The organism is Rhizobium sp. 42MFCr.1, from assembly GCF_000377185.1.
Lineage (GTDB): Bacteria > Pseudomonadota > Alphaproteobacteria > Rhizobiales > Rhizobiaceae > Rhizobium > Rhizobium altiplani.
Genome location: NZ_KB897821.1, coordinates 104,143 through 127,247, shown reverse-complemented (window position 1 = coordinate 127,247; position 23,105 = coordinate 104,143). Strand labels below are relative to the sequence as shown.

24 protein-coding genes are annotated in these 23,105 nt (G+C 60.9%); 10 read left to right on the top strand and 14 right to left on the bottom strand.

The genetic code is table 11. The features are described from left to right. Nucleotides 1-99: 99 nt before the first annotated feature. Nucleotides 100-636: a 50S ribosomal protein L19 gene (rplS, locus tag C934_RS0106145; RefSeq protein WP_018855826.1), complete on the bottom strand. Its 537-nt coding sequence runs from the start codon at nucleotides 634-636 to the stop codon at nucleotides 100-102. 230 nt (nucleotides 637-866) lie between these two features. Between rplS and C934_RS31660 the strand changes: the two genes are divergently transcribed. Further along, nucleotides 867-1,721, top strand: coding sequence for a cytosine permease (locus C934_RS31660; protein WP_442965918.1), 855 nt, complete (start codon nucleotides 867-869; stop codon nucleotides 1,719-1,721). 39 nt (nucleotides 1,722-1,760) lie between these two features. On the opposite strand, the gene trmD is transcribed toward C934_RS31660, so the two are convergent. From trmD to ffh, 5 genes are all read right to left on the bottom strand, one after another. Beyond that, a complete protein-coding gene (trmD, locus tag C934_RS0106135) occupies nucleotides 1,761-2,441 on the bottom strand; it encodes a tRNA (guanosine(37)-N1)-methyltransferase TrmD (RefSeq protein WP_018855824.1) in 681 nt (226 codons plus the stop codon). Between the two features lie 8 nt (nucleotides 2,442-2,449). Then, complete coding sequence (gene rimM / locus C934_RS0106130; RefSeq protein ID WP_018855823.1) at nucleotides 2,450-3,019, bottom strand: ribosome maturation factor RimM; 570 nt, start codon at nucleotides 3,017-3,019, stop codon at nucleotides 2,450-2,452. Nucleotides 3,020-3,136: 117 nt separating this feature from the next. Then, nucleotides 3,137-3,505: a 30S ribosomal protein S16 gene (gene rpsP / locus C934_RS0106125; RefSeq protein ID WP_018855822.1), complete on the bottom strand. Its 369-nt coding sequence runs from the start codon at nucleotides 3,503-3,505 to the stop codon at nucleotides 3,137-3,139. Nucleotides 3,506-3,554: 49 nt separating this feature from the next. Then, a complete protein-coding gene (locus C934_RS0106120) occupies nucleotides 3,555-3,875 on the bottom strand; it encodes a chorismate mutase (protein WP_016556656.1) in 321 nt (106 codons plus the stop codon). A gap of 16 nt (nucleotides 3,876-3,891) precedes the next feature. After that, entirely contained in the window at nucleotides 3,892-5,460 is a 1,569-nt protein-coding gene (gene ffh / locus C934_RS0106115) for a signal recognition particle protein (protein WP_018855821.1), read from the bottom strand. Between the two features lie 303 nt (nucleotides 5,461-5,763). Here ffh and C934_RS0106110 point away from each other — a divergent pair, with 303 nt between their 5' ends. After that, complete coding sequence (locus C934_RS0106110) at nucleotides 5,764-6,768, top strand: MBL fold metallo-hydrolase (RefSeq protein WP_018855820.1); 1,005 nt, start codon at nucleotides 5,764-5,766, stop codon at nucleotides 6,766-6,768. On the opposite strand, the gene C934_RS0106105 is transcribed toward C934_RS0106110, so the two are convergent. Then, nucleotides 6,769-8,721, bottom strand: coding sequence for an elongation factor G (locus C934_RS0106105; RefSeq protein ID WP_018855819.1), 1,953 nt, complete (start codon nucleotides 8,719-8,721; stop codon nucleotides 6,769-6,771). A 206-nt stretch (nucleotides 8,722-8,927) separates the two neighbouring features. On the opposite strand from C934_RS0106105, the gene dapF reads away from it, so the two are divergent. The 5 genes from dapF to C934_RS0106080 all read left to right on the top strand — a co-directional run bounded on the left by dapF (nucleotide 8,928) and on the right by C934_RS0106080 (nucleotide 14,005). Next, nucleotides 8,928-9,833, top strand: a complete 906-nt coding sequence (gene dapF / locus C934_RS0106100; protein ID WP_018855818.1) for a diaminopimelate epimerase — start codon at nucleotides 8,928-8,930, stop codon at nucleotides 9,831-9,833. Further along, the gene (gene mtaB / locus C934_RS0106095; RefSeq protein ID WP_018855817.1) at nucleotides 9,830-11,104 is read left to right on the top strand and encodes a tRNA (N(6)-L-threonylcarbamoyladenosine(37)-C(2))-methylthiotransferase MtaB; all 1,275 of its coding nucleotides are present in this window, start codon (nucleotides 9,830-9,832) and stop codon (nucleotides 11,102-11,104) included. Before dapF ends, mtaB begins: the two co-directional genes overlap by 4 nt. A 15-nt stretch (nucleotides 11,105-11,119) precedes the next feature. Beyond that, nucleotides 11,120-12,712, top strand: a complete 1,593-nt coding sequence (gene ftsY / locus C934_RS0106090; protein WP_018855816.1) for a signal recognition particle-docking protein FtsY — start codon at nucleotides 11,120-11,122, stop codon at nucleotides 12,710-12,712. 64 nt (nucleotides 12,713-12,776) lie between these two features. Next, on the top strand, nucleotides 12,777-13,421 hold the full coding sequence (locus C934_RS0106085; protein ID WP_018855815.1) for a septation protein A: 645 nt from the start codon (nucleotides 12,777-12,779) through the stop codon (nucleotides 13,419-13,421). Further along, the gene (locus C934_RS0106080) at nucleotides 13,418-14,005 is read left to right on the top strand and encodes a DUF2585 domain-containing protein (protein ID WP_018855814.1); all 588 of its coding nucleotides are present in this window, start codon (nucleotides 13,418-13,420) and stop codon (nucleotides 14,003-14,005) included. The genes C934_RS0106085 and C934_RS0106080 overlap by 4 nt, the downstream gene beginning before the upstream one ends. Here C934_RS0106080 and C934_RS0106075 read toward each other — a convergent pair whose 3' ends face one another. The 5 genes from C934_RS0106075 to ccmA are packed head-to-tail and all read right to left on the bottom strand — an operon-like array spanning nucleotide 14,006 to nucleotide 16,891. After that, entirely contained in the window at nucleotides 14,006-14,611 is a 606-nt protein-coding gene (locus C934_RS0106075; protein ID WP_018855813.1) for a DsbE family thiol:disulfide interchange protein, read from the bottom strand. Continuing rightward, nucleotides 14,608-14,775, bottom strand: coding sequence for a heme exporter protein CcmD (gene ccmD / locus C934_RS0106070; protein ID WP_018855812.1), 168 nt, complete (start codon nucleotides 14,773-14,775; stop codon nucleotides 14,608-14,610). Before ccmD ends, C934_RS0106075 begins: the two co-directional genes overlap by 4 nt. Before the next feature lie 2 nt (nucleotides 14,776-14,777). Next, nucleotides 14,778-15,539, bottom strand: coding sequence for a heme ABC transporter permease (locus tag C934_RS0106065; protein WP_018855811.1), 762 nt, complete (start codon nucleotides 15,537-15,539; stop codon nucleotides 14,778-14,780). A gap of 48 nt (nucleotides 15,540-15,587) precedes the next feature. Next, nucleotides 15,588-16,247 carry a heme exporter protein CcmB gene (ccmB, locus tag C934_RS0106060; protein ID WP_018855810.1) on the bottom strand — a complete coding sequence of 220 codons (660 nt, stop codon included), beginning with the start codon at nucleotides 16,245-16,247 and terminating at the stop codon, nucleotides 15,588-15,590. Beyond that, nucleotides 16,244-16,891 carry a heme ABC exporter ATP-binding protein CcmA gene (ccmA, locus tag C934_RS0106055; RefSeq protein WP_018855809.1) on the bottom strand — a complete coding sequence of 216 codons (648 nt, stop codon included), beginning with the start codon at nucleotides 16,889-16,891 and terminating at the stop codon, nucleotides 16,244-16,246. The genes ccmB and ccmA overlap by 4 nt, the downstream gene beginning before the upstream one ends. A 258-nt stretch (nucleotides 16,892-17,149) precedes the next feature. Here ccmA and acnA point away from each other — a divergent pair, with 258 nt between their 5' ends. From acnA to C934_RS0106040, 3 genes are all read left to right on the top strand, one after another. Then, complete coding sequence (gene acnA / locus C934_RS0106050; RefSeq protein WP_026371598.1) at nucleotides 17,150-19,840, top strand: aconitate hydratase AcnA; 2,691 nt, start codon at nucleotides 17,150-17,152, stop codon at nucleotides 19,838-19,840. A 235-nt stretch (nucleotides 19,841-20,075) separates the two neighbouring features. After that, on the top strand, nucleotides 20,076-20,813 hold the full coding sequence (locus C934_RS0106045; RefSeq protein WP_018855807.1) for a DUF1223 domain-containing protein: 738 nt from the start codon (nucleotides 20,076-20,078) through the stop codon (nucleotides 20,811-20,813). A gap of 365 nt (nucleotides 20,814-21,178) precedes the next feature. After that, the gene (locus C934_RS0106040; RefSeq protein WP_018855806.1) at nucleotides 21,179-21,580 is read left to right on the top strand and encodes a DUF2794 domain-containing protein; all 402 of its coding nucleotides are present in this window, start codon (nucleotides 21,179-21,181) and stop codon (nucleotides 21,578-21,580) included. 7 nt (nucleotides 21,581-21,587) lie between these two features. Here the strand turns inward: C934_RS0106040 and C934_RS0106035 are convergent, their stop codons facing one another. Further along, entirely contained in the window at nucleotides 21,588-22,145 is a 558-nt protein-coding gene (locus tag C934_RS0106035; RefSeq protein ID WP_026371597.1) for a GNAT family N-acetyltransferase, read from the bottom strand. A gap of 109 nt (nucleotides 22,146-22,254) precedes the next feature. Then, nucleotides 22,255-22,983, bottom strand: coding sequence for a Bax inhibitor-1/YccA family protein (locus tag C934_RS0106030; protein ID WP_018855804.1), 729 nt, complete (start codon nucleotides 22,981-22,983; stop codon nucleotides 22,255-22,257). Between the last annotated feature and the right edge of the window lie 122 nt (nucleotides 22,984-23,105).

The window sequence follows — 23,105 nt, the reverse complement described above, 5'->3', positions numbered from 1 at the left end:
GGGCGCGGCTGACGCGATCCGACCTGCCAGTGGCGCGCTAGCGAGCAACAAAAAAGGCGACCCGAAGGTCGCCTTCCCACAATCTCGAAGGATTGAAACTTATTCTGCTGCCGGTTCAGCCGCTGCGGCAGCTTCTGCTGCTGCCTTGGCTTCTGCAGCTTCCTGTGCTGCCTTTTCGGCTGCGAGCGCCTGAGCTGCTGCAACCTTTTCGGCTTCCAGGCGCGCCTTTTCCTCGGCAACTGCCTGACGCTCGGCGTCGTTGAGCTTGCGAGCGCGGGTGCCGGTGTTCTCGACGATACGAGCCGACTTGCCGCGACGATCGCGCAGGTAGTAGAGCTTCGCGCGACGGACCTTACCACGGCGAACGACTTCTACGCTTTCGATAGCAGGGGAGCAGACCGGGAATACGCGCTCGACGCCTTCGCCGTAGGAGATCTTGCGAACCGTGAAGTTCTCCTGCAGGCCGCCGCCGGAGCGAGCGATGCAAACGCCTTCGTAGGCCTGTACGCGGGTACGGTTGCCTTCCTTGACGCGGACGTTGACGCGAACGGTGTCGCCCGGGGAGAATTCCGGAAGCGTGCGCTGGGCTTCGATCTTGGCGACCTGTTCGGCCTCAAGCTGCTGAATGATATTCATGACTCAACCTCTTTGTTGGTTCAACAGCCAGAGCGCTCTGAACGATCTATCCTTGGTCGAGCCGCAGATATTTGCCGGTGAGGGCAGGAGCGAATTCGTCTGTTTTTCTTTACGTGGTTGATGGGAGTTTTCCCATTCCGGGCGTGCGCATAGCGTATTGCGCAGGCTTTGTCACCCCTTTGGCCCGGAAATTTCGCAGCGCCGACCGCCAAACTGGGCTTTTGCCAGTGCTGCACGATATCAAGCCTGTGACTCATTTGATTAAATATTTGTCAAATGCACAACAGGGGAGCAGCATCGCCGGCGAGCCAGGCTCGTTTGCGGCTGTTGCCGCGGTTGCCGCGACATGGATCCCCTACCTTGCGGCTCTCTACCTGAATTTCTGCGATTTCTCGCGCTATACGAAGGACACCAAGACCTTGCGCAAGGGCAATCTCTGGGGCCTGCCGATCAACCTGCTCGCCTTCTGCCTCGTCGCGGGTGTCACAACGACGGCGGCATTCACCGTCTACGGCGAAGTACTGCTGCATCCGGAGGCGATCTCCGCGAAGTTCGACAACTGGTTCTTGGCATTGCTTGCGGCGCTGACCTTCGCCGTTGCAACGCTCGGCATCAACGTGGTCGCCAACTTCGTCTCGCCGGCCTTCGATTTCTCGAATGTCTTCCCCCGCCAGATCAGCTTTAAGCGGGGCGGTTGGATTGCCGCCCTGATTGCGTTGGTGCTCTATCCGTTCGCGCCGTGGGAAACGGGTGCCGCGCACTTCGTCAACTTCATCGGTTCGACGATGGGCCCGATCTTCGGGATCATGATGGTCGACTACTATCTGATCCGGAAGGGTGAGCTGAACGTCGCGGATCTTTATCAGGAGTATGGCGAGTTCCGCTTCCAGAATGGCTGGCACACGAATGCCTTCATCGCCTTCGTGGTCGGCTCGCTATTCTCATCGATCCTGCCGACGTTCACGTCGATCTTGCCGGAATGGTGGGGGACCTATGGCTGGTTCTTCGGCGTCGGCATCGGCGGTGATGTGTACTACGCATTGCGCGCGAGCGCACGCGGCTCTGCGGTGGGCGCTACCAACTGACACCCAAAACTCGAATGCCCGGCATCGGCCGGGCATTTTTTATTCTTCCAGCAGATCCGGGCGTCGTTCCCGGGTCAGCTGCAACGCCTGCTCGCGGCGCCATTTCTCGATCGCGCCGTGATTGCCCGATGTGAGGATCGGCGGAATCTCGCGGCCCTCCCATTCCTGGGGACGGGTGTAGTGCGGATGCTCCAGCAGGCCGCCTTCGAAGCTCTCATGCAGTCCGGAAAGATCATTGCCCATGACGCCAGGCAGGATGCGGACGATCGCATCCAGTATGGTGAGTGCAGCCGGTTCGCCGCCCGACAGCACGTAGTCGCCGATCGAGACCTCTTCCAGCTCGCGCGCATCGATGACGCGCTGATCGACACCCTCAAAGCGACCGCAAACGATGATGACGCCATCGCCGGAAGCAAGCTCGCGTACGCGTTCCTGCGTCAGCGGTTTTCCGCGCGGGCTCATCAGCAGCCGGGGGCGGCTGTCGTTCTCGGAGGCGCTGTCGATGGCGCGGGCGAGAACGTCGGGCTTGAGCACCATGCCGGCGCCGCCGCCAGCGGGCGTATCATCGACGGTGCGGTGTTTGTCGGTGGCAAAGTCGCGGATCTGCAGGGTATCGAGCGACCATTGGCCACGCTCCATCGCCTTCCCGGCGAGGGAGTAGCCGAGATGGCCCGGAAACATTTCCGGATAGAGGGTCAGCACGGTCGCGCGAAACGCCATCGACGGCCTCACTTCTTCTTTTTCGGCTTGTCGGGCGTGAAGTTCGGTGCGTCATCCTCACTATCGACGAGGCCAGCGGCGAGCGGATCGATGGTGATCCTGCCGCTTTCAAGGTCGATGTCGAGAACCGAGGCTTCAGAGAAGGGGATCAATACCGGGCGCTTGCCGGGACCCTTGAGCTCCAGCAGATCGCCGGCGCCGAAGTCGAAAACGCCGGTCACGGTGCCATAGCTGACGCCCTGGTCGTCGAGCGCTTCCAGACCCTCGAGATCGGCGTAGAAGAATTCGTCTTCTTCCAGCTCCTCGTCCGGCAGGTTGTCGCGCTCGATGTAGAGCTCCAGTCCGTTCAGCGCCTCGGCGGCATTGCGGTCGTTGATGCCGCGGAATCGGACGACGACGACGTTCTTCATTTCCCGGATATCGAGAATCTCGAAGGTGCGGCCATCAAGGCTGTGCAGGTTGCCGTAGTCGCCGAGCGCGGTCGGATCGGCGGTATAGGCCTTAGCGCGTACTTCGCCGCGCAGGCCTTGGGCGCCACCGATCGTTGCCATCAGAACCGGATTTTCAAGCTTTGGCATGACGTCCTTCACATGAAGCCGCAAATCTGGGCTTCTCTTAAACGAAGTGCAGCGGAATGGAAACGAAAACGGGCGGCATGTCGCCATGCCGCCCGTTCGATAAGGGAAGGTTCCCGATTATTCTGCGGAAGCAGCAGCTTCAGCAGCGTCGGCGGCCTTCTGAGCCTTTTCAGCAGCGCGCTCCTGAGCCTTCTTGCCCGGCTTTGCCTTTTCCGGGTTGTTCTTGGCATCGCGCTTTGCGAGGCCGGCTTCGTTGAGGAAGCGCAGAACGCGATCGGTCGGCTGTGCGCCCTGATCGAGCCAGTGCTTGATGCGGTCGTTGTTCAGCGTGATGCGAGCGCCGTTGTCCTTGGCGAGCATCGGGTTCCAGGAACCGAGGTTCTCGAGGAAGCGGCCATCGCGCGGCGAACGGGCGTCGGCGAGAACGATGTGGTAGTACGGGCGCTTCTTGGAACCACCGCGTGCGAGACGAATTTTCAGTGCCATTTTCTTTACTCCTTGGACTTTTCTGGACCGCCTGATCCGGCGGTATGGTTCATTTTGCTGCGGCGCCGTTTTCGGCGTGGTCTGCAGCGATCTGCTCATGATGCCGGATGACTTCCTTGATGATGAAGTTCAGGAACTTCTCGGCGAAATCCGGATCCAGATTGGCATCCTTCGCCAGATGGCGGAGACGTTCGATCTGGTATTCTTCGCGCGCCGGATCGGCCGGCGGCAACTTGTACTTGGCCTTGAGAACGCCGACCTCTTTGGTGCAGCGGAAGCGTTCGGCCAGGATATGGACCAGCGCGGCGTCGATGTTGTCGATCGACTGGCGATAGTTCGAAAGTTGGGCTTTGATTTCAGGATCAATCATTGTCTACGCGACCCCTTCACTTCTTCTTGGGCAGGCCGGGAAGGCCTGGGAAACCACCGCCGAGACCCGGCAGCTTGGCGCCGCCCAGACCCGGCAAACCGCCACCGCCGAGGCCGGGCAGCCCGCCGCCCGGCTTTCCTAGACCGGCAGCTTCAGCTTGCTTCTGGAGCGCTTCGAGCTGCTTGGGGTCGATATTCGAAAGATCGGGCATGCCACCGCCAAGGCCACCAAGGCCCATCTTGCCGGCAAGGCCACCCATCATCTGCTTCATCAGGCCGCCCTTACCCTTGCCGCCCATCATCTTCATCATGTCCGCCATCTGGCGATGCATCTTCAGAAGCTTGTTGATGTCGGCGGCATCGGTGCCAGAGCCGGCGGCGATGCGCTTCTTGCGGGAGTGCTTGAGAATATCGGGGTTGGCGCGCTCGGCCTTGGTCATCGAGCCGATGATGGCGAGCTGACGGCCGAACAGGCTGTCGTTCAGACCGGCCGAGGCCATCTTGTCCTTCATCCCAGCCATGCCGGGCATCATGCTCATGATGCCGCCCATGCCACCCATCTTCTGCATCTGGCGCAGCTGGTCGGCGAGGTCGTTGAGATCGAACTTGCCCTTGGCCATCTTGGCGGCCATGGCAGCCGCCTTCTCGGCGTCGATGTTTTCAGCGGCGCGCTCGACGAGCGAAACGATATCGCCCATGCCGAGGATGCGGTCAGCAATACGGCGGGGATGGAACTCTTCGAGTTCGCCCATACGCTCGCCGACACCGATGAGCTTGATCGGCTTGCCTGTCACCGCGCGCATCGAAAGTGCTGCACCGCCACGGCCATCGCCGTCCATGCGGGTGAGCACGAGGCCGGTGATGCCGACGCGCTCGTCGAAGTTGCGCGCCAGGTTGACGGCGTCCTGACCGGTCAGCGAGTCCGCGACCAGCAGGATTTCATGCGGATTCGACTTCTTCTTGATGTCGGCCATTTCGACCATCAAGGGCTCGTCGATATGCGTGCGGCCGGCGGTGTCGAGGATGACGACGTCATGGCCACCGAGCCGGGCTGCTTGCACGGCGCGCGCGGCGATATCGGTCGGCGACTGGCCGGCAATAACGGGCAGCGTGTCGACACCAGTCTGGACACCAAGCTGGCGCAGCTGCTCCTGGGCGGCCGGACGTCGCGTATCAAGCGACGCTATCAGCACCTTCTTCTTCTCGCGGTCGGTGAGCCGTTTGGCGATCTTCGCGGTCGTCGTCGTCTTACCGGAGCCCTGCAGACCGACCATCATGATGACGACGGGGGCGGCCGCATGCAGGTCGACGCCGACGCCTTCGCCGCCGAGCATCTCGATCAGCTCGTCATGGACGATCTTGACGACCATCTGGCCGGGCTTGATCGACTTCAGGATCTCGGCGCCGACGGCCTTTTCGCGGACGCGATCGGTAAAGGAGCGCACGACATCGAGCGCCACGTCAGCCTCCAGAAGCGCACGGCGAACCTCGCGCAGCGCTGCGGAAACATCGCTTTCCGAAAGCGCGCCACGGCCTGTCAGTCCATTCAGAATGGATCCAAGACGGTCCTGGAGGTTCTCAAACATCGGCTCTTCCTTGTGATTTCCTGAAGACGGAAACCTTGTGCTTTTCCTTGACGAAAACAAGACGCATAGCCAAAAAGCACCCGAGGGCGCATCGCGCTGTCGGGTGTGGACCTCCGGGATCTCTTTATACCTCTACGGGTCCCGGTCGGTGGCTCGAGTCTTGAAGCTCGTCGCAGATTGAGCGGCGGTAAACAGGAAAACGGACCGCGAGTCAAGGGAACGCCAAGAAAAGACGGCGTTTCGACCTTTCAAAAGCGCGCGCCCGATCCCAGATCTGCTTTCCCTGCAACGGAATCGCTTCGTATGCCTACGGCCAAAAGACGCAATCCCTACTATCAAGGGCCTGTCTCCGATCACTTCGACGGCACGCATTTCTTCAATCCGGATGGTATCGAGCCTCTCGGTTTTCGAGATCTGATGCGATGGCAGTTTGGCGGCAACCGCGATCGCTGGCCGAAGTCGGTTCCGAGCCCCTTCGTACCGGCCAAGCCGGATGCGCGCGTTGATGGCGACGATCTGCGGGTAACCATGGTCGGCCACGCGACGATGCTGGTGCAGGTCGCGGGGCTCAATATCCTGACAGATCCCGTATGGTCCGATCGGGCCAGCCCCTTCGCCTTCGCCGGACCGAAGCGCGTCGTGGCACCCGGTATCGCGTTCGACGACCTGCCGCCGATCGACCTCGTTCTCGTTTCGCATAACCACTACGATCATCTCGATGTCGCGACGCTCAGGCGGCTGCAGGCGAGGCATCGGCCGCATGTCGTAACGCCGCTTGGCAACGATACGATCATTCGTCGCGCCGTTCCCACCATGCAGGTGACGGCGATGGATTGGGGCGAGCGCATCCCGCTTGCCGGCATCCGCATCGATGCCGAGCCGGTGCATCATTGGTCGGCACGCGGCACCGGGGATCGTCGCATGGCGCTCTGGGCCGCCTTCGTCCTGTCAACGCCAGCCGGGAAGATCTACCATGTCGGGGATACGGGCTTTCATGGGGGCGTCAACTACAGGGCTGCCCAGCAGAAGCATGGTGCCTTTCGCCTCGCCGTCCTGCCTTTCGGAGCCTATGAACCGCGCTGGTTCATGAAGGGCCAACATCAGAATCCTGATGAAGCGGTGATGGGAATGGAGCTTGCCAATGCTGCCTATGTGGCCGGCCATCACTTTGCGACGTTCCAGCTGACCGACGAGGCAATCGAGACGCCGGTCAAGGCGCTAAAGACAGCCTTGGCCGAGCGCGAAATACCGCAGGAGCGGTTCAGGCCGCTTAGAGCCGGCGAGGTATTCGACGTGCCAGCGGCATGATCAATGCGCGTGGGCTCCGGCACCATGCGCATTGATGATGGTGTCGGCCTCCTTGCCGTAGAGTTCTTCGAAATGATCGAAGGTCTTGGAGAAGTGGCCGATGCCCTGCGTTGCCGATCTGAGCGACCGGGCCAATTCATCAAGCACGCCGCCAGGCACGAGCGCTCGAAATATATCCCAGCCCTTCGCGTTCTCGTCCCGGTCGAAGCCGAGCACCTGTCCCTTGAGCGAGGAGACGAGCGTCACCATTCCGCCGGAATAGACCGAGGGGATATGGATCTCCACCCGCACCACAGGCTGCATGAGAACGGCGGAAGCTTGTGAAAGCGCTTGCTTGACGCCCATTTTCCCAGCGGTCCGGAAGGCGAAATCGGAGCTGTCGACCGAGTGATACTGACCGTCGGTCAGCACGACGTCGACATCGACGACCTGGAAGCCGAGCGGACCTTTCTCCATGGCTTCGCGGGCGCCGGCTTCAACAGCTGGGATGTAGTTTCGGGGCACGGTCCCGCCCTTGACGCTTTCGCCGAAGGTGAAGCCCTGGCCGCGCTCGTTCGGCCTGACGCTGAGTTGCACGTCTGCGAACTGTCCGGCGCCGCCCGTTTGCTTGCGGTGCCGGTAGCGCACATCCGAAGGTTTGGAAATGGTTTCTCGGTATACGGGGTTTGGTGCGCGTTCGGAAACTTCGACGCGGAAGACCTCCGACAGTGTTTTGCGGAGATCACGCAGATGGACCGGCCCCTGGGCGCAGATCAGCGCCGCGCCTGTGCCTTCCTCCTGCATCACCTTCAAGCCGCGATCGGTTTCCGCCAGTTTCGCCAGCGTCGCGGAAAGCTTGGTTTCGTCCCGTTCGCTGCCGGGAACGAGAATTCTTTCCAGCATCGGTGTCGGCGGTGTCGTCCAATCGGGCGGCTCGACGCTGGCTGTCTGCGTCAGCAGGGCAGTCGCTGGCAGATGGTCGGATTTGAGTGCGGCAAAGACGCTGCCAGCCTCCACGCTGCCACTGATTGGCTTTCCGTTGCCGGCCTCCTGCAGCGGACCCAGCGTGGCGCCGCCCAAGGGAGCGCCCTGCTTCAAGCCGTCGGCGAGCGCCCGCACCAGCACCGTCTTGCCGACATTAGCCTTGTGGTAGGCGTGGAAACTCACGGCAGAAAGGGCCGCTTCTTCCACACTTCCTGCGAGCCTCGACCGCAGTGCCGTTGCCGGCGGCGCTTCGTGGCGAAGGGCCTTCATCAGGCGCATGATGCCGTTGCTGTGCGAGGCTGAGCCGAACAGCACGGGGATAACCCGGTTCTCCTTGAGAATTCGCGAAGAGATCGTAAACAGCGTATCGCTTGCCGGCTCCCGGTCTTCGATGAGCTCCTCGAGAAGCCAGTCATCGAACTCCGAGAGCTGTTCCAGCATTTCGGCCCGCGCCTCGTGCTCCCGCTCGACGGCATCCTGCGGCAGCTCGATCAGCGCGGACGGCTGACCTTCCCGATAGCGCCAGGCGCGTTCGGAAATCAGGTCGCAGCTGCCGACGATCCGGTCGCCTTCGCGGATGGGTACTTGCCGCAGGACAAGCGGATGGTTGGAATAGGTCTGAAGTGCGGCAATGACATCGCGCAACCGGCCGCGCGGCTCGTCCATCCTGTTGATGAAAATCAGGCAGGGCGTGCCGGAGGCCTCGATGGCGCGCAGATAGGGTGCTGCCAGCACGGCTTCATCAGGCGTCGGCGATATGCAGAGGATACAGGCGTCGCTGACGAGCAGGGCATCCTGCGCCAGGGCCAGTGCCTCATTTGCCCCGGGAGTGTCGATCGCACACCACGCTTCGTCCTTGAAGTCAAATTCCGTCAGGCTTGATCCATATGGAGAGGCTGACTTTCTGGGCGTTCCCTCGAGCGAGGCCAGCTTTGCGACGAGTGTCGTTTTTCCCGTCTGCGAGGGCCCAAGTACGGTGACGCAGCGCATCGGCGATCCTCCCTGCCAAAAGCACCATCCCAGAGCAAGAATGCCCCGAAGCGGCGAAAAGCGCTAGATATCTGCACTCATTCTTAAATATGAGGTCACGGCATTTGCTCTCTGGCAATGTGTGGCTCATCCACCGCCAGTCAAGCCACTGGTAATTCCCCCGCATTTCCGCCATATACAGCCCAAACAGAGACGGACATGACACTATGAGCGCAACGGTCGAATTCGCGAAGATGAACGGGCTTGGCAACAAGATCCTGGTCGTCGACATGCGCGGCCGCACAGACAAGGTAGCGCCTGCGGCGGCAATCGCGCTGAATGCCGCTGACGACACACAGTTCGACCAGATCATGGCGATCCATGATCCAAAGGCAGCTGGCACAGATGCCTGGATCGATATTCTGAACTCCGACGGCTCGAAGGCGCAGGCCTGTGGCAACGGCACGCGCTGCGTTGTGCAGGCGCTTGCTTCGGAAACCGGCAAGAAGGTTTTCACATTCCAGACGGTGGCCGGCATCCTCAATGCCACCGAGCATGAAGACGGGACGATCTCCGTCGATATGGGCAAGCCGGTCTTCGACTGGGACAAGATCCCGCTTGCGGAAGAATTCCACGATACCAGCCGCATCGAGCTGCAAATCGGGCCGATCGACAATCCCGTGCTGCATTCGCCCTCGGTCGCTTCCATGGGCAATCCGCATGCGATCTTCTGGGTTGACCGTGATCCGATGTCGTTCGATCTCGGCCGCTTCGGGCCGCTGCTCGAAAACCATCCGATGTTTCCGGAGCGCGCCAATATCACGCTGGCGCAGGTGACTTCTCCGAACTCGATCACGACGCGCACCTGGGAACGGGGCGCGGGACTGACGCTCGCCTGCGGTTCGGCCGCTTGTGCGACGGCCGTTTCCGCCGCCCGCACTGGTCGGACAGGGCGCGAAGTCGCGGTGAAGGTTGCAAGCAGCCCCAATCAGGGCGTTCTGACGATCGAATGGCGCGAACGCGATGCTCACGTCATCATGACGGGCCCGGCTGAATGGGAATGGTCGGGCACGCTCGATCCGTCGACGGGTGCGTGGTCGCGCGATGCGGCGCCGGGAGCCGAAGCGCGGTGAGCGGCGTCGAGGTCATCACCTTCGGCTGTCGTCTCAATACCTACGAATCCGAAGTGATGCGGGCGGAGGCCGAGAAGGCCGGGCTCAATAATGCCATCCTCGTCAATACCTGTGCGGTTACCGGCGAAGCTGTGCGTCAGGCACGCCAGGCGATCCGACGTGCGCGGCGCGACAATCCTCACGCCCGCATCATCGTCACTGGCTGCGCGGCCCAGACGGAAAAAGAAACCTTCGCCGATATGGCCGAGGTCGATGCTGTCCTCGGCAACGAGGAGAAACTGAAGAGCGCTTCCTATCGCTCCCTGCCGGATTTCGGCGTTTCGGCGGAAGAGAAGCTGCGCGTCAACGACATTATGAGCGTGCGCCAGACGGCGCCGCAGATGGTCAAGCATATCGATGGTCATGTGCGGGCTTTCATCCAGGTCCAGAACGGCTGCGACCACCGCTGCACTTTCTGCATCATTCCCTATGGCCGCGGCAATTCGCGCTCCGTGCCGATGGGGGCGGTCGTCGACCAGGCGCGAAAGCTCGTCGAAACCGGCTACCGGGAGATCGTGCTGACCGGGGTCGATGCGACCAGCTATGGCGCTGACCTGCCCGGTGAGCCGACGCTCGGGCTGCTTGCCAAGACGCTGTTGAAGCAGGTGCCGGATATTCGCCGCCTGCGGCTTTCGTCGATCGACAGCATCGAAGCGGACAAGCATCTGTTGGACCTCATTGCCGACGAAGCGCGGTTCATGCCGCATCTCCACCTTTCGCTGCAGCATGGCGACGACATGATCCTGAAGCGGATGAAGCGTCGCCATTCGAGCGCGGATGCCCTAGCTTTCGTCAACGACGTGCGCCGTCTGCGGCCGCAGATGAGCTTCGGCGCGGACATGATCGCCGGCTTTCCAACCGAGAGCGAAGAAATGTTCGCCAATGCGGTGCGGCTGGCGGAAGAGGCCAATATCGCTCATCTCCACGTGTTCCCTTACAGCCCGCGGCCGGGGACACCTGCCGCGCGCATGCCGCAGCTCGATCGCGCGCTGGTCAAGGAGCGGGCAGCGCGACTGCGCGCCACTGGACATCGCCTGCATCAGTCCCATCTCGACGGAATGGTCGGAACGCAGCAATGGCTGCTGGTGGAAAACAACGGTTTGGCGCATACCGAGAACTTCACGCTTGTCGCAGCGGCGGGACTTGCGCCCCGAAGCTTCGTGCAGGCTGTCATCACCGGACACAACGGCAAACACCTCGACATGCAATTGACGGCCGCCGACGCGGCCTGAGTTTACGGAATCCTCATGGCGTTCAATTTCATCAAAAAGGTCTTCACCTTCGGCCCCAAGCCGGAGGAAGAGCAGGCGCCGGGGGCGGTCGAGACGAAAGCGCTCGAAACCGAGCTGGAGCCGCATTCGCGCGAGGAGAACCTTCCGGTTGCCGCAGACCTGGTTCTGGCGGAAGAGGTGGATACGGCCGGCGGGCCTGCCGATGACGTAGCTGAGGACGCCTCGATCGAGGAGCTTGCCGAGCAGGCCGAAGCGTTCACACCCGTTGAGGACGACGTTTCCGAGGTCTTGCCGCCTGAGATGCAGGTAGGCGATGTGGGTCTTGTGCCGCTCTCGTTGCTTGAAGACGAAGCGGAGCTCGATACTCCTGCTGGAAGCACGCTGGGAGAGACGGTTCCTGTTGCGCCTTCCCTGCAGCCGGAAATCGGCGATGAGGCAGAGGATGATAGTGTCGCGGAACTAGCATCTCTCGGCGAAACCGAAGAGACGTCGGCTGCAGAGCTTACAGCTGAAGCCGATGTGGAACAGCAGCCTATCGCCGATCGGGCCTCTCCCGCCGAGCATGAGGTATCTACGCCGGCGGAGGATGATAGCGTTTCCGGAGATATCTCCGTGACTCCCGTTCTTCCAAAGGGATTTGCCACCGGTCCCGCGGCTTCCGAGTCCGCGCCTCTGGTGCCGGCCTCAAGACTTTCCTGGTTCCAGCGCCTGCGCGCCGGCCTTGCCCGCACCTCGTCGCAACTTACCGGCCAGATCGCGGCCCTTTTTACCAAACGCAAGCTCGATGACGACACGCTGCAGGATCTCGAGGATCTGCTGATCCAGGCCGATCTTGGCGTCGAGACGGCCATGCGCGTCACCGATACGCTGGCCTCCGAGCGCTACGGCAAGGACGTCACCGGCGAGGACGTGAGCCGCATCATGGCAAGCGAGATCGCCAAGGTGCTGAAGCCGGTCGCCAAACCATTGCAGCTCGATCTCACCCACAAGCCGCACGTCATCCTCGTCGTCGGCGTCAACGGAACAGGCAAGACCACGACGATTGGCAAGCTGGCGGCCAAGCTCTCGGGCGCTGGCCTCAAGGTGATGGTTGCCGCCGGCGATACCTTCCGCGCCGCTGCCATCGAGCAGCTGAAGATCTGGGCCGACCGCACCAAGTCTGAATTCATCGGCACCAAGCTCGGTGCCGATGCGGCGGGTCTCGCCTACGATGCCTTCGAGCAGGCCAAGGCGAAGAAGTGCGATGTGTTGATCATCGATACCGCCGGCCGCCTGCAGAACAAGGCGGAGCTGATGGCAGAGCTCGAGAAGATCGTTCGGGTTCTCGGCAAGCTCGATCCGGATGCGCCGCATACGGTGCTGCAGACGCTCGATGCGACGACGGGGCAGAACGCCCTGTCGCAGGTGGAAATCTTCAGGAACGTTGCCGGCGTGAACGGACTGATCATGACGAAGCTCGACGGCACGGCGCGTGGCGGCATTCTCGTGGCGATCTCTGCCAAGCACAAGCTGCCGGTCTATTTCATCGGCGTCGGCGAAGGTGTCGATGATCTCGAACCTTTCGAGGCCGAGGATTTCGCGCACGCCATTGCCGGGCTCGGTCAATAATGCCACAGATATGCCGACAAACACGGGCAAGCGTCTCGTGTGGCACAAACGGATTTGAGATAGAATGACGACCGAGAGCGATATCACCCCAAGCGCGGCCGACCGGCATCACCCGATGCTGAAGCTGGCGCTGGAGCTTGGCCCGCTGCTGATCTTCTTCTTCGCCAACCTGCGCGGCGCCTGGCTGGTCGAAAGGTTTCCGGCTCTGTCGGAGCTTGGCGGACCACTGTTCGTGGCGACGGCCCTCTTCATGGCGGCGACGGTGACCTCGCTGGTGGTCTCGAAGATCATTCTCGGGCATCTGCCGATCATGCCCTTCGTGTCGGGCATCGTGGTCGTCATCTTCGGATCGCTGTCGATCTACCTGCAGAACGAGACCTTCATCAAGATGAAGCCGACCATCGTCAACGCGCTCTTCGGCGTTGCGCTGCTGGGCGGCCTGGCTTTCGGCAAGTCGCTGCTCGGCTACGTCTTCAATGCGGCCTTTCAGCTCGATGCCGAGGGATGGCGCAAGCTGACGATCCGCTGGGGAATCTTCTTCCTCTTCCTGGCGGTGCTGAACGAGGTCGTCTGGCGCAACTTCTCCGATGACTTCTGGATCGCCTTCAAGGTCTGGGGCACGATGCCGATCACCATCATCTTCACCATGGCGCAGATGCCGCTCATCATGAAGCACACTGTGACCTCGGCGGGAGAGACCGAGAAGTGACGACACTGGATACGGCAGAGAGAGCCAAGCACCAGACCTTCTGGTTCGCCGCATGCGGTGCGGTCCTGCTGATCCAGATCATCGCCGAATATATGATGGGCCGCACCCCCATCTGCACCTGCGGATACATCAAGCTTTGGGAAGGCACCGTCAATTCCAGCGGTAACTCTCAGCATATTTCCGACTGGTACACGCCGTCTCACATCATTCACGGCTTCATTTTCTACGGCGTTACGCACCTTCTTTTGCGCGGCAAGCCGATTGCCGTGCGGCTGCTTCTGGCGCTCGTCATCGAATCCGGCTGGGAACTGCTGGAAAACTCGCCTGTCATCATCGACCGCTATCGAACGGCGACGATCTCGCTCGACTATTACGGCGACAGCATCCTGAACTCGGCAATGGACACGGTCTTCATGGTGATCGGGTTCTTCTTCGCCTCGCGGGCGCCGGTTGCACTGACGATCGCAATCGCGATCTTCTTCGAGCTTCTGACCGGCTACCTGATCCGCGACAACCTGACGCTCAACGTGCTGATGCTGATCTGGCCTGTCGAGGCGATCAAGACCTGGCAGAGTGCGCTCTGATCAGGAAGCCGGCTTGCCGAGCGCCGTCTCCACGGCGGGGAAGAGGCCTTCCCTGAGGCTGACATCGTCGAACGGGCCGACCCGCTTGTAGAGGATCGTGCCATCAGGGGCGACGAGATAGCTCTCGGGGATGCCATAGACACCCCAATCGATGGCCGCCTGCCCTTTGGGATCGACGCCGATGGCGGCAAAAGGATTGCCGAGTTCGCCGAGGAAGCGAAGCGCGTTGTCGTTCTTGTCCTTGTAGTTGATGGCAACCACATTGAGCCGGCTGTCCTTTGCCAGTTGCATCAGGATCGGATGCTCGTCGCGACAGGGAATGCACCAGGAGGCGAAGACGTTGACGAGCGTCAGTTTTCCCTTGATGGCACTGTCGGTCAGCGCCGGCAGGTTGGCGCCTTCGAGCGGCGCAAGGTTCAGCGCCGGCGCCTTCGTGCCGATCAGTGCGGAGGGGATTTCCGAGATATTCTTGCCGTGGACGTCCTGATCGTAGAGCATCTTTGCTGCGGTGGCTGCGATGCCGGCGAAGACAACCAACGGGATCAAGGCGACGGCATAGCGTCCAAATCCGCGCTTGGCGGAGTTCGTTTCAGGGGTGGTGCTCATTTGCCATCCGTTGTTCGCGATGAGCGGCGGCGGATGCCGGAGGCTTCAAGGGCTGCCAGTTCTTTCCGCCGAGCGCGGCCATCGGCCCAGGTCCAAAGGGTAACCGCGGCCGCGATAAGGGCGGCAAAGCCGTAAGCGCCATAGACATAGAAAGCGTGTGTCATGACTATCCCTCGCGGCTTGCCAGGCGGGCGGCCAGTCGACGCTGAGCGGCGACGCGGCGACGCCAGATCTCGTTGCGGATCGCCATGATGTGCAGCGTGAGGAAGAGCGCGGTAAATGCAACCGCCATCACCAGCAACGGCCGCAGGAACTCGGGATCGATGGCCGGACCATCGAGGCGCAGCACACTCGCGGATTGATGCAGTGTATTCCACCATTCGACCGAAAACTTGATGATCGGGATGTTGACGAAGCCAACGAGAATGAGGACGGCGCTGACGCGGGCGGCCTTTGAAGGGTCGTCGATCGCGCGATTGAGGGCGATGAGCCCGAGATACATCAGGAACAGAACGAAGACGGAGGTGAGCCGGGCGTCCCAGACCCACCAGGTGCCCCACATCGGCTTGCCCCAGAGGGACCCAGTCACCAGGGCAATCAGCGTGAAGGCGGCGCCGAGCGGGGCTGCGGCCTTCGCCGACACATCCGCCAGCGGATGGCGCCAGACCAGCGTGCCGACGGCCGAGAGGCTCATGATCGTGTAGCCCATCATCGCCAGCCACGCGGCCGGCACGTGGACATACATGATGCGAACCGTTTCACCCTGCTGGTAGTCGCCTTCTGTCGTGAAGCTGAGATACAGCCCCACGATAAAACAGAGGGCCGTGAAACCGGCCATCCACGGGAGGATGCGTGCGGCCAGCGCCAGAAACCGTGTCGGATTGGCGAGATCGCTGAATTTCGTGATGGCAAGGCTCGTTTCGCTCATGCCGTTTTCCTTACCGCGATATGCCTGACGCCGCAATCGAGTGCCCGATCAATCCGACGTGTGACGCAGCGCAAGCGCGGCAGCCACCGGTCCGATCACCGCGAAGAAGAGGGTCAGCGCCATCAGGATGAGGAAGGGCGGCAGAAAGGGCGATGGCCCCTCGACCGCCGCGTAAGTGGCACTGACGCCGAAGATCAGCACGGGGATCGTCAGCGGCAGCACCAGAATCGACACCAGCAGACCGCCACGCGGCAAGGCGACGGCAACGGCAGCGCCGACGGCACCGATGAAGGTAATCGCGGGAGAACCGACGAGCAGCGTCAGCATGGTCGCGCCGATGGCGGTCTCGCTCATATTCATGAAGAGGCCAAGCAACGGCGAGGCGATAACCAGCGGCAGGCTGGTGGCGACCCAGTGCGCCAGGCATTTGACGAGCACCGTCAGCACCAGCGGCGTTTCCTGCATCAGCATCAGATCGAGTGAGCCATCATCGCGCTCGGCTTGAAACAGGCGGTCAAGACCGAGCAGCGCCGCAAGCAGCGCACCGATCCAGACGATTGCCGGGCCGATGCGGGACAACAGTGCGAGATCGGGCCCGACACCGAAGGGGATGACCGCGACAATGGTCAAGAAAAAGAGAACGCCGATCAGCGCGCCGCCGCCGGCGCGTATCGAAAGCTTGAGGTCTCGCAGAAGCAGGGCAGTCATTCCCACACTCCCGGTCCGGCGTGGGCAAATCCCGCCATCCGCAATTCCTGCGCGCCTTCCAGTCCTAGCGGCTGGTGGGTTGCCGCGAGCACGATGCCGCCGTTGCAGCGATGCGCTTCAACAAGCTCGGCAAACAGACGGTCGCCGCTTTTATCCAGCGCAGCAGTCGGCTCATCAAGGATCCAGACCGGCCGGTGGGCGATAAGCAGCTTGGCGAACGCGAAGCGGCGCTGCTGCCCGGCAGAGAGGTAGCCGAACGGAAGGTGCGTGATGCCCTCGAGACCGACCGCCTCGGCTGCCTCGTCGATCGAGACGGTGGAAGCGCCATGGCTATCGCCAAGAAAGCACCGCCAGAAATCGAGGTTTTCGGCGACCGTCAACTCGCTCTTCATTGCATTGCGGTGACCGAGATAGTGGCTGACTTCCCCGACGCGCCGGTGAGTGTTGCCGAGCGAATCGGTGAAGCTGACCGAGCCCTTTTCCTGATGCAGCAGACCGGCGACGACGCGCAGCAAAGTCGACTTTCCTGATCCATTTTTGCCTGTCAAAACCAGTGCTTCGCCCGATTCCAGGCGAAAGGAGAGGCCTTCGAAAATCAGGTCTTCGCCCCGGCGCGCAGCCAGATTGGCGGCCTCGAGAGACATGACTTTTCCGTGGTTTAATTTTTCAGTCATCGCAACGCAAAAAAATCCGAAATGGGTCACGCACTCTCTGGCACCTTTCATAGAAATTATCTATAAGACCCGCAACCACGCCAGCGGTCGGCGTGAATATCATCCTTGCGCCGAACATGGGCTTCGCTCCACGTGCGGACAGCGGAAATGGCCGTACCCGCATCCTGATGTGCATTACGTGCATAGGCGTCCGCACGATTGTGTTCGCTATCAGAAACGGGGTCTCTCGTGTCTAAATCTCTTGACAGCTTCAATTGTCGTTCCACGCTTTCCGTGAATGGTAAGGACTACGTCTATTACAGCCTGCCCAAGGCTGAGGCGAATGGCCTGCCGGGTGTTTCGAAGCTCCCTTACTCGATGAAGGTTCTGCTTGAGAACCTGCTGCGCTTCGAAGACGGTCAGTCCGTGACGAAGGACCACATCCTTGCTGTTGCCGAATGGCTGAACAACAAGGGCGCTGTCGAAAACGAAATCGCTTATCGCCCGGCGCGCGTGCTGATGCAGGACTTCACCGGCGTTCCCGCCGTCGTCGACCTCGCTGCAATGCGCGACGCGATGGTGTCGCTCGGCGGCGATCCGGAAAAGATCAACCCGCTGGTTCCCGTCGACCTCGTCATCGACCACTCGGTTATCGTCGACGAATTCGGTACGCCGCAGGCGTTCGCCAAGAACGTCGAGCTGGAATACCAGCGCAACGGCGAGCGCTACCGCTTCCTGAAGTGGGGCCAGCAGGCATTCAAGAACTTCCGCGTCGTTCCTCCGGGCACCGGCATCTGTCACCAGGTCAACCTCGAATATCTCGGCCAGACCGTCTGGACGAAGGAAGAGGACGGCGAGACGATTGCTTATCCGGACACCTGCGTCGGTACGGACTCGCACACCACGATGATCAACGGTCTCGGCGTTCTTGGCTGGGGCGTCGGCGGCATCGAAGCGGAAGCGGCCATGCTCGGTCAGCCGGTCTCGATGCTCCTGCCTGAAGTCATCGGCTTCAAACTCACCGGCAAGCTCAAGGAAGGCGTCACCGCGACCGATCTCGTGCTGATGGTCGTGCAGATGCTGCGCAAGAAGGGCGTTGTCTCGAAGTTTGTTGAATTCTTCGGCCCTGGCATGGACAACATGCCGCTCGCCGACCGCGCGACCATCGGCAACATGGGTCCGGAATACGGCGCGACCTGCGGCTTCTTCCCGGTTGACGGCGAAACCATCAACTACCTCAACATGTCCGGCCGCAGTAAGGACCGCATCGCTCTCGTCGAAGCCTACTCAAAGGCACAGGGCATGTGGCGCGAAGGCGATGGTTCGGACCTCGTCTTCACAGATACGCTGGAACTCGACCTCGGCGACGTTGTGCCTGCCATGGCCGGCCCGAAGCGTCCTGAAGGCCGTATCCCGCTCGAAAACATCGCTTCCGGTTTCGCCGGCTCGATGGACACCGATTACAAGAAGCCCGGTCAGCTCTCCAATCGCTACGCGGTCGAAGGCACCGACTTCGATCTCGGCCATGGCGACGTGGCGATTGCCGCCATCACTTCCTGCACCAACACCTCCAACCCGTCGGTTCTGATCGCTGCCGGTCTTCTTGCCCGCAACGCCGTTGCCAAGGGCCTGAAGTCCAAGCCGTGGGTCAAGACCTCGCTGGCACCGGGATCGCAGGTCGTTGGTGAGTATCTGGCGAAGTCCGGCCTGCAGGCCGACCTCGACAAGCTCGGCTTCAACCTCGTCGGCTTCGGTTGCACGACCTGCATCGGCAACTCCGGTCCGCTGCCGGCGCCGATCTCGAAGACGATCAACGACAAGGGTCTGATCGTTTCAGGCGTGCTCTCGGGCAACCGCAACTTCGAAGGCCGTATTTCTCCGGATGTTCAGGCGAACTACCTGGCTTCGCCGCCGCTCGTCGTTGCCTACGCTCTGGCCGGCACGGTCCAGAAGGATCTGACCAAGGAGCCGATCGGTGAAGACCAGAACGGCAACCCTGTTTATCTCAAGGACATTTGGCCGACCTCGCACGAAGTGCAGGACTTCATCCAGAAGTACGTCACCCGCGAACTTTACGAAACGAAGTACGCCGACGTCTTCAAGGGTGATGAAAACTGGCAAGCCGTCAACGTTCCGGCCGGACAGACCTACGCCTGGGATGACAAGTCGACCTACGTGCAGAACCCGCCCTACTTTGTGGGCATGGGCAAGACCGGCACCGGCATCTCCGATATCAAGGGTGCGCGCGTTCTCGGCCTTTTCGGCGACAAGATCACCACCGACCACATTTCGCCTGCCGGTTCGATCAAGGCTGCGTCTCCGGCTGGTGCTTACCTGCTTGAGAACCACGTCGGTGTTGCCGACTTCAACCAGTACGGCACGCGTCGCGGCAACCATGAAGTCATGATGCGTGGCACGTTCGCCAATATCCGTATCCGCAACCACATGCTCGGCCCGAACGGCAAGGAAGGTGGCTACACCATCCACTATCCGTCGAAGGAAGAGGAATCGATCTATGACGCGGCTATGCAGTATAAGGCCGAGGGCGTTCCGCTCGTCATCTTTGCTGGCGTCGAGTACGGCAACGGCTCGTCCCGCGACTGGGCAGCGAAGGGCACCAACCTGCTCGGCGTGAAGGCGGTCATTGCACAGTCCTTCGAGCGTATTCACCGATCGAACCTGGTCGGAATGGGCGTCATCCCATTCGTCTTCGAAGAGGGCACGACCTGGGCAAGCCTCGGCCTGAAGGGCGACGAAATCGTCAGCATCGAGGGCCTTGAGAACATCAAGCCGCGCGAAAAGAAGATCGCCAAGATTACCTACGGGGACGGCACCGTGAAGGAAGTTCCGCTGCTGTCGCGCGTCGATACGCTCGACGAAGTGGTCTACCTCAACAACGGTGGCATCCTGCAGACGGTTCTGCGCGATCTCGCTGCCTGATTGTTAACAGACTTGCATGACAATGGCCGCCGGAAAGAGATTTCCGGCGGTTTTTTGTTTGAGTACGAGGTATTTAGATGCCCGGTCACGCTGATGTGTTTCAGCTTGGCTTCTCCGAAGCTTGGTCTCACCCCTTCGTGACTTTCCGTTTAGATCGGGAACCATTATCTCTACGTTCAGACATCGGAACCTATGGCGAAGGGTGGCGGTGGTTGCTGAAGAAAAGGTGCAGTGAATGTCCCCGCGGTTTCTGATTTCTCTGGTTGCAGGTGTGGCGCTTGCCGGCCCACTGTTTGCCCAGGACGCGCCAAAAGGCGTGGTCGAACTCTTCACCTCGCAGGGATGTTCTTCTTGTCCTCCAGCCGATGCGGCTTTCCGCAAGATTGTCGAGGCTGGCGGCGTTATTGCCCTCGCTTATCACGTCGACTACTGGAACTACATGGGCTGGGCCGACACGCTGAGTTCGAAAGAAAACACCGAGCGCCAGTATGGCTACGCGCAGACCATGGGCCGCGCCAATGTCTATACGCCGCAGGTGATCGTCAATGGTCGTGATCATGTGGCAGGGGCCGACCTGGGCGCGATCAATAAGAAAATCGATAGCTATGCAGCCGAAGGCAAGGGATTGTCGGTGCCGGTCACCGCACAGATGCGCGACGACCAACTCGAGATCAAGATTGGCGCGGGCCAGGGCAAAGCCAATGTCGTCATGGTCTATTTCAACCGCGAGAAGACCATCGAGGTCGAGAAGGGCGAAAACAGCGGTCAGAAGATTGCTTATCTGAACAGCGTTGCCGATGTCGAAACCGTCGGCATGTGGGAGGGCAAGGAAACGAGCTTGACGCTGCCGGCCAGCGTGATGCAGAAGCCGGATCTTGAGGGCTGCGCGATTCTACTTCAATCCTCCACCGCCGACGGCAATCCATCGGCGATTCTCGGAGCGACGGTCGTCATGGCTGGGAAGAATATCTGACCGTTTCATCTGCCTTGCGGATGGAAAACGGGGCGGCCCGGCTGATCGTATTCGGGGCTGGGGTTAAGGTCGATACGGTCAGCCGGGCCCTTTGGCGCGCTGGCGCCAAACTCGCACAAAACCTTTTCAGCAGACCAAATCCGGCAAAAAGATCATGCGCAAATCAGGTGCGACGCGGGTCCGAACGGCCCCGCGGCGCAGTCGTGAGGGAATTTCTCCTCCAAATGAGGCGCTGTTTTGACTGAATTGCGGCGCTCGGGAGATTGCACAGACTATGATTAATGTGACTGATCGCCCGCTTGCAATTTGTAAACGCTAAGGCAAACTGTCATGTACCCGTCACAAGCGGAGGCACAGGGAGACTGATGACAGATCAGCCGGATTTGCGGCGCGGCGAGAGCCGGTCAGCCGACAACAGTTCCTCAGTCGTCGTAGATCTCAAGGAATACAAGCAGAGCAAGGATCCAGCGCCGGTTACATTCCACCGACGCGAGCTCGACGCGATTTTATGGATTTATGGCCGCATGGTCGGCGAGGGCGAGTGGCGGGACTATGCGATCGATCATCTGAAGGATCGTGCCGTCTTCTCCGTTTTCAAGCGATCAGGTGAAATGCCACTCTTTCGCATCGAGAAGAATCCGAAGCTCACTGCCAAGCAGGGTGCTTATTCCGTTATCAATACGCACGGCGTTATCCTGAAGCGTGGGCACGAACTCCCCCAGGTTCTGAAGGTCTTCAACAAGGCGTTGAAGCTGGTCGAGAAGTAGCTCGAGCTCAGGCCTTGAACAGCGTGCCTGGATAGGTCGAGGCATCGGGGTCGGTCGCCGCCCCATCACCCAGGGCACGCTGCATGATCATCGTGTCGAGCCAGCGACCGTGCTTGTAGCCTGTTGCCTTGAGTCGGCCGGTTTCTGCAAAGCCCAGTGTCTGATGCAGGGCAATGGATGCCGGATGCGCGCCGCCGATCACGGCCACCATCTGGCGAAAGCCGAGATCGGTGCAGCGTTGGATCAGTTCGGCGAGCAGCAGCCTTCCAATTCCCTTGCCGCGCGCTTCCGGCCCCAGGTAGATCGAATCCTCGACCATCCAGCGATAGGCCGGCCGCGTGCGGAAGGCCGAGGCGTAGGCGTAACCAAGCAGCCCGCCATTCTCATCGATCGCGGCGATGTAGGGGTAGCTCTGGCCCGTGATTGCGGAAAATCGTGCCGCCATCTCGCTCTCGTCCGGTGGGACGATCTCGTAGCTTGCGACACCGTTCAGTACGGATTCGCGATAGATGGCCGTGATGGCAGGGAGGTCGGATGAGGAAGCGTCGCGGAGGAAGATGGGCATTCGGTCGGCCGGCAGATATGACGATGGACTCTTCCAGAAATCATCCTCGGCATGATCGAGCAACAAAAAAGGCGGCCGAAGCCGCCTTTTTCGATAACGTTCCTGTTCCTTATTTGCGGTCGCCCATGAACTGCAGGAGGAACATGAAGAGGTTGATGAAGTCCAGATACAGGGTCAGTGCGCCCATGATTGCCTTGCGGCCGGCAACATCCGCGCCGTCTGCTGCGTAGTACATTTCCTTGATGCGCTGCGTGTCGTAGGCGGTAAGGCCTGCGAAGATCAGCACGCCGATCGCGGAGACCGCGAACTGCAGGGCAGACGATGCCAGGAAGATGTTCACGATCGACGCGATGATCAGGCCGAAGAGACCCATGATCAGGAACGAGCCCATCGCGGAGAGATCACGCTTGGTCGTGTAGCCGTAAAGCGACAGCGCACCAAAGGAGGCGGCCGTCACGAAGAACGTCTGCGTGATGCTCGACTGCGTGTAGACCAGGAAGATCGACGAAAGCGACAGGCCCACCAGCGCGGCGTAGACCCAGAAGGTCGTCTGCGCGGCGGCAACGCTCATCCGGTTAATCCTGAAGCTCAGGAAGAACACGGCAGCCAGCGGTGCAAGGATGATCACCCAACGGAGCGGCGACTGGAAAAGCAATACGCCAAACTGCGTCAGCTGGCCGTCCTGGACGGCGAAATTGAAGCCCAGATAGGCGGCTACACCCGTGATCGCCAAACCCAGCGCCATCAGGTTGTAGACCTTGAGCATATAGCTGCGCAGGCCCTGGTCGATCATCTCGCCAGTCTGTACGCGGCCTTGGTAATTACGAAGGTCAGCCATAGTTTCCTCTTATAAGCTCCGGTGTGGACACGGTGGCGGGTCAACGACCCGGGCGCCGCTGCGGAGCCCAGCATGCCTGCACACAATATGAGCCTTTCGGCTTTCGCAAACAAGGCCCTTGC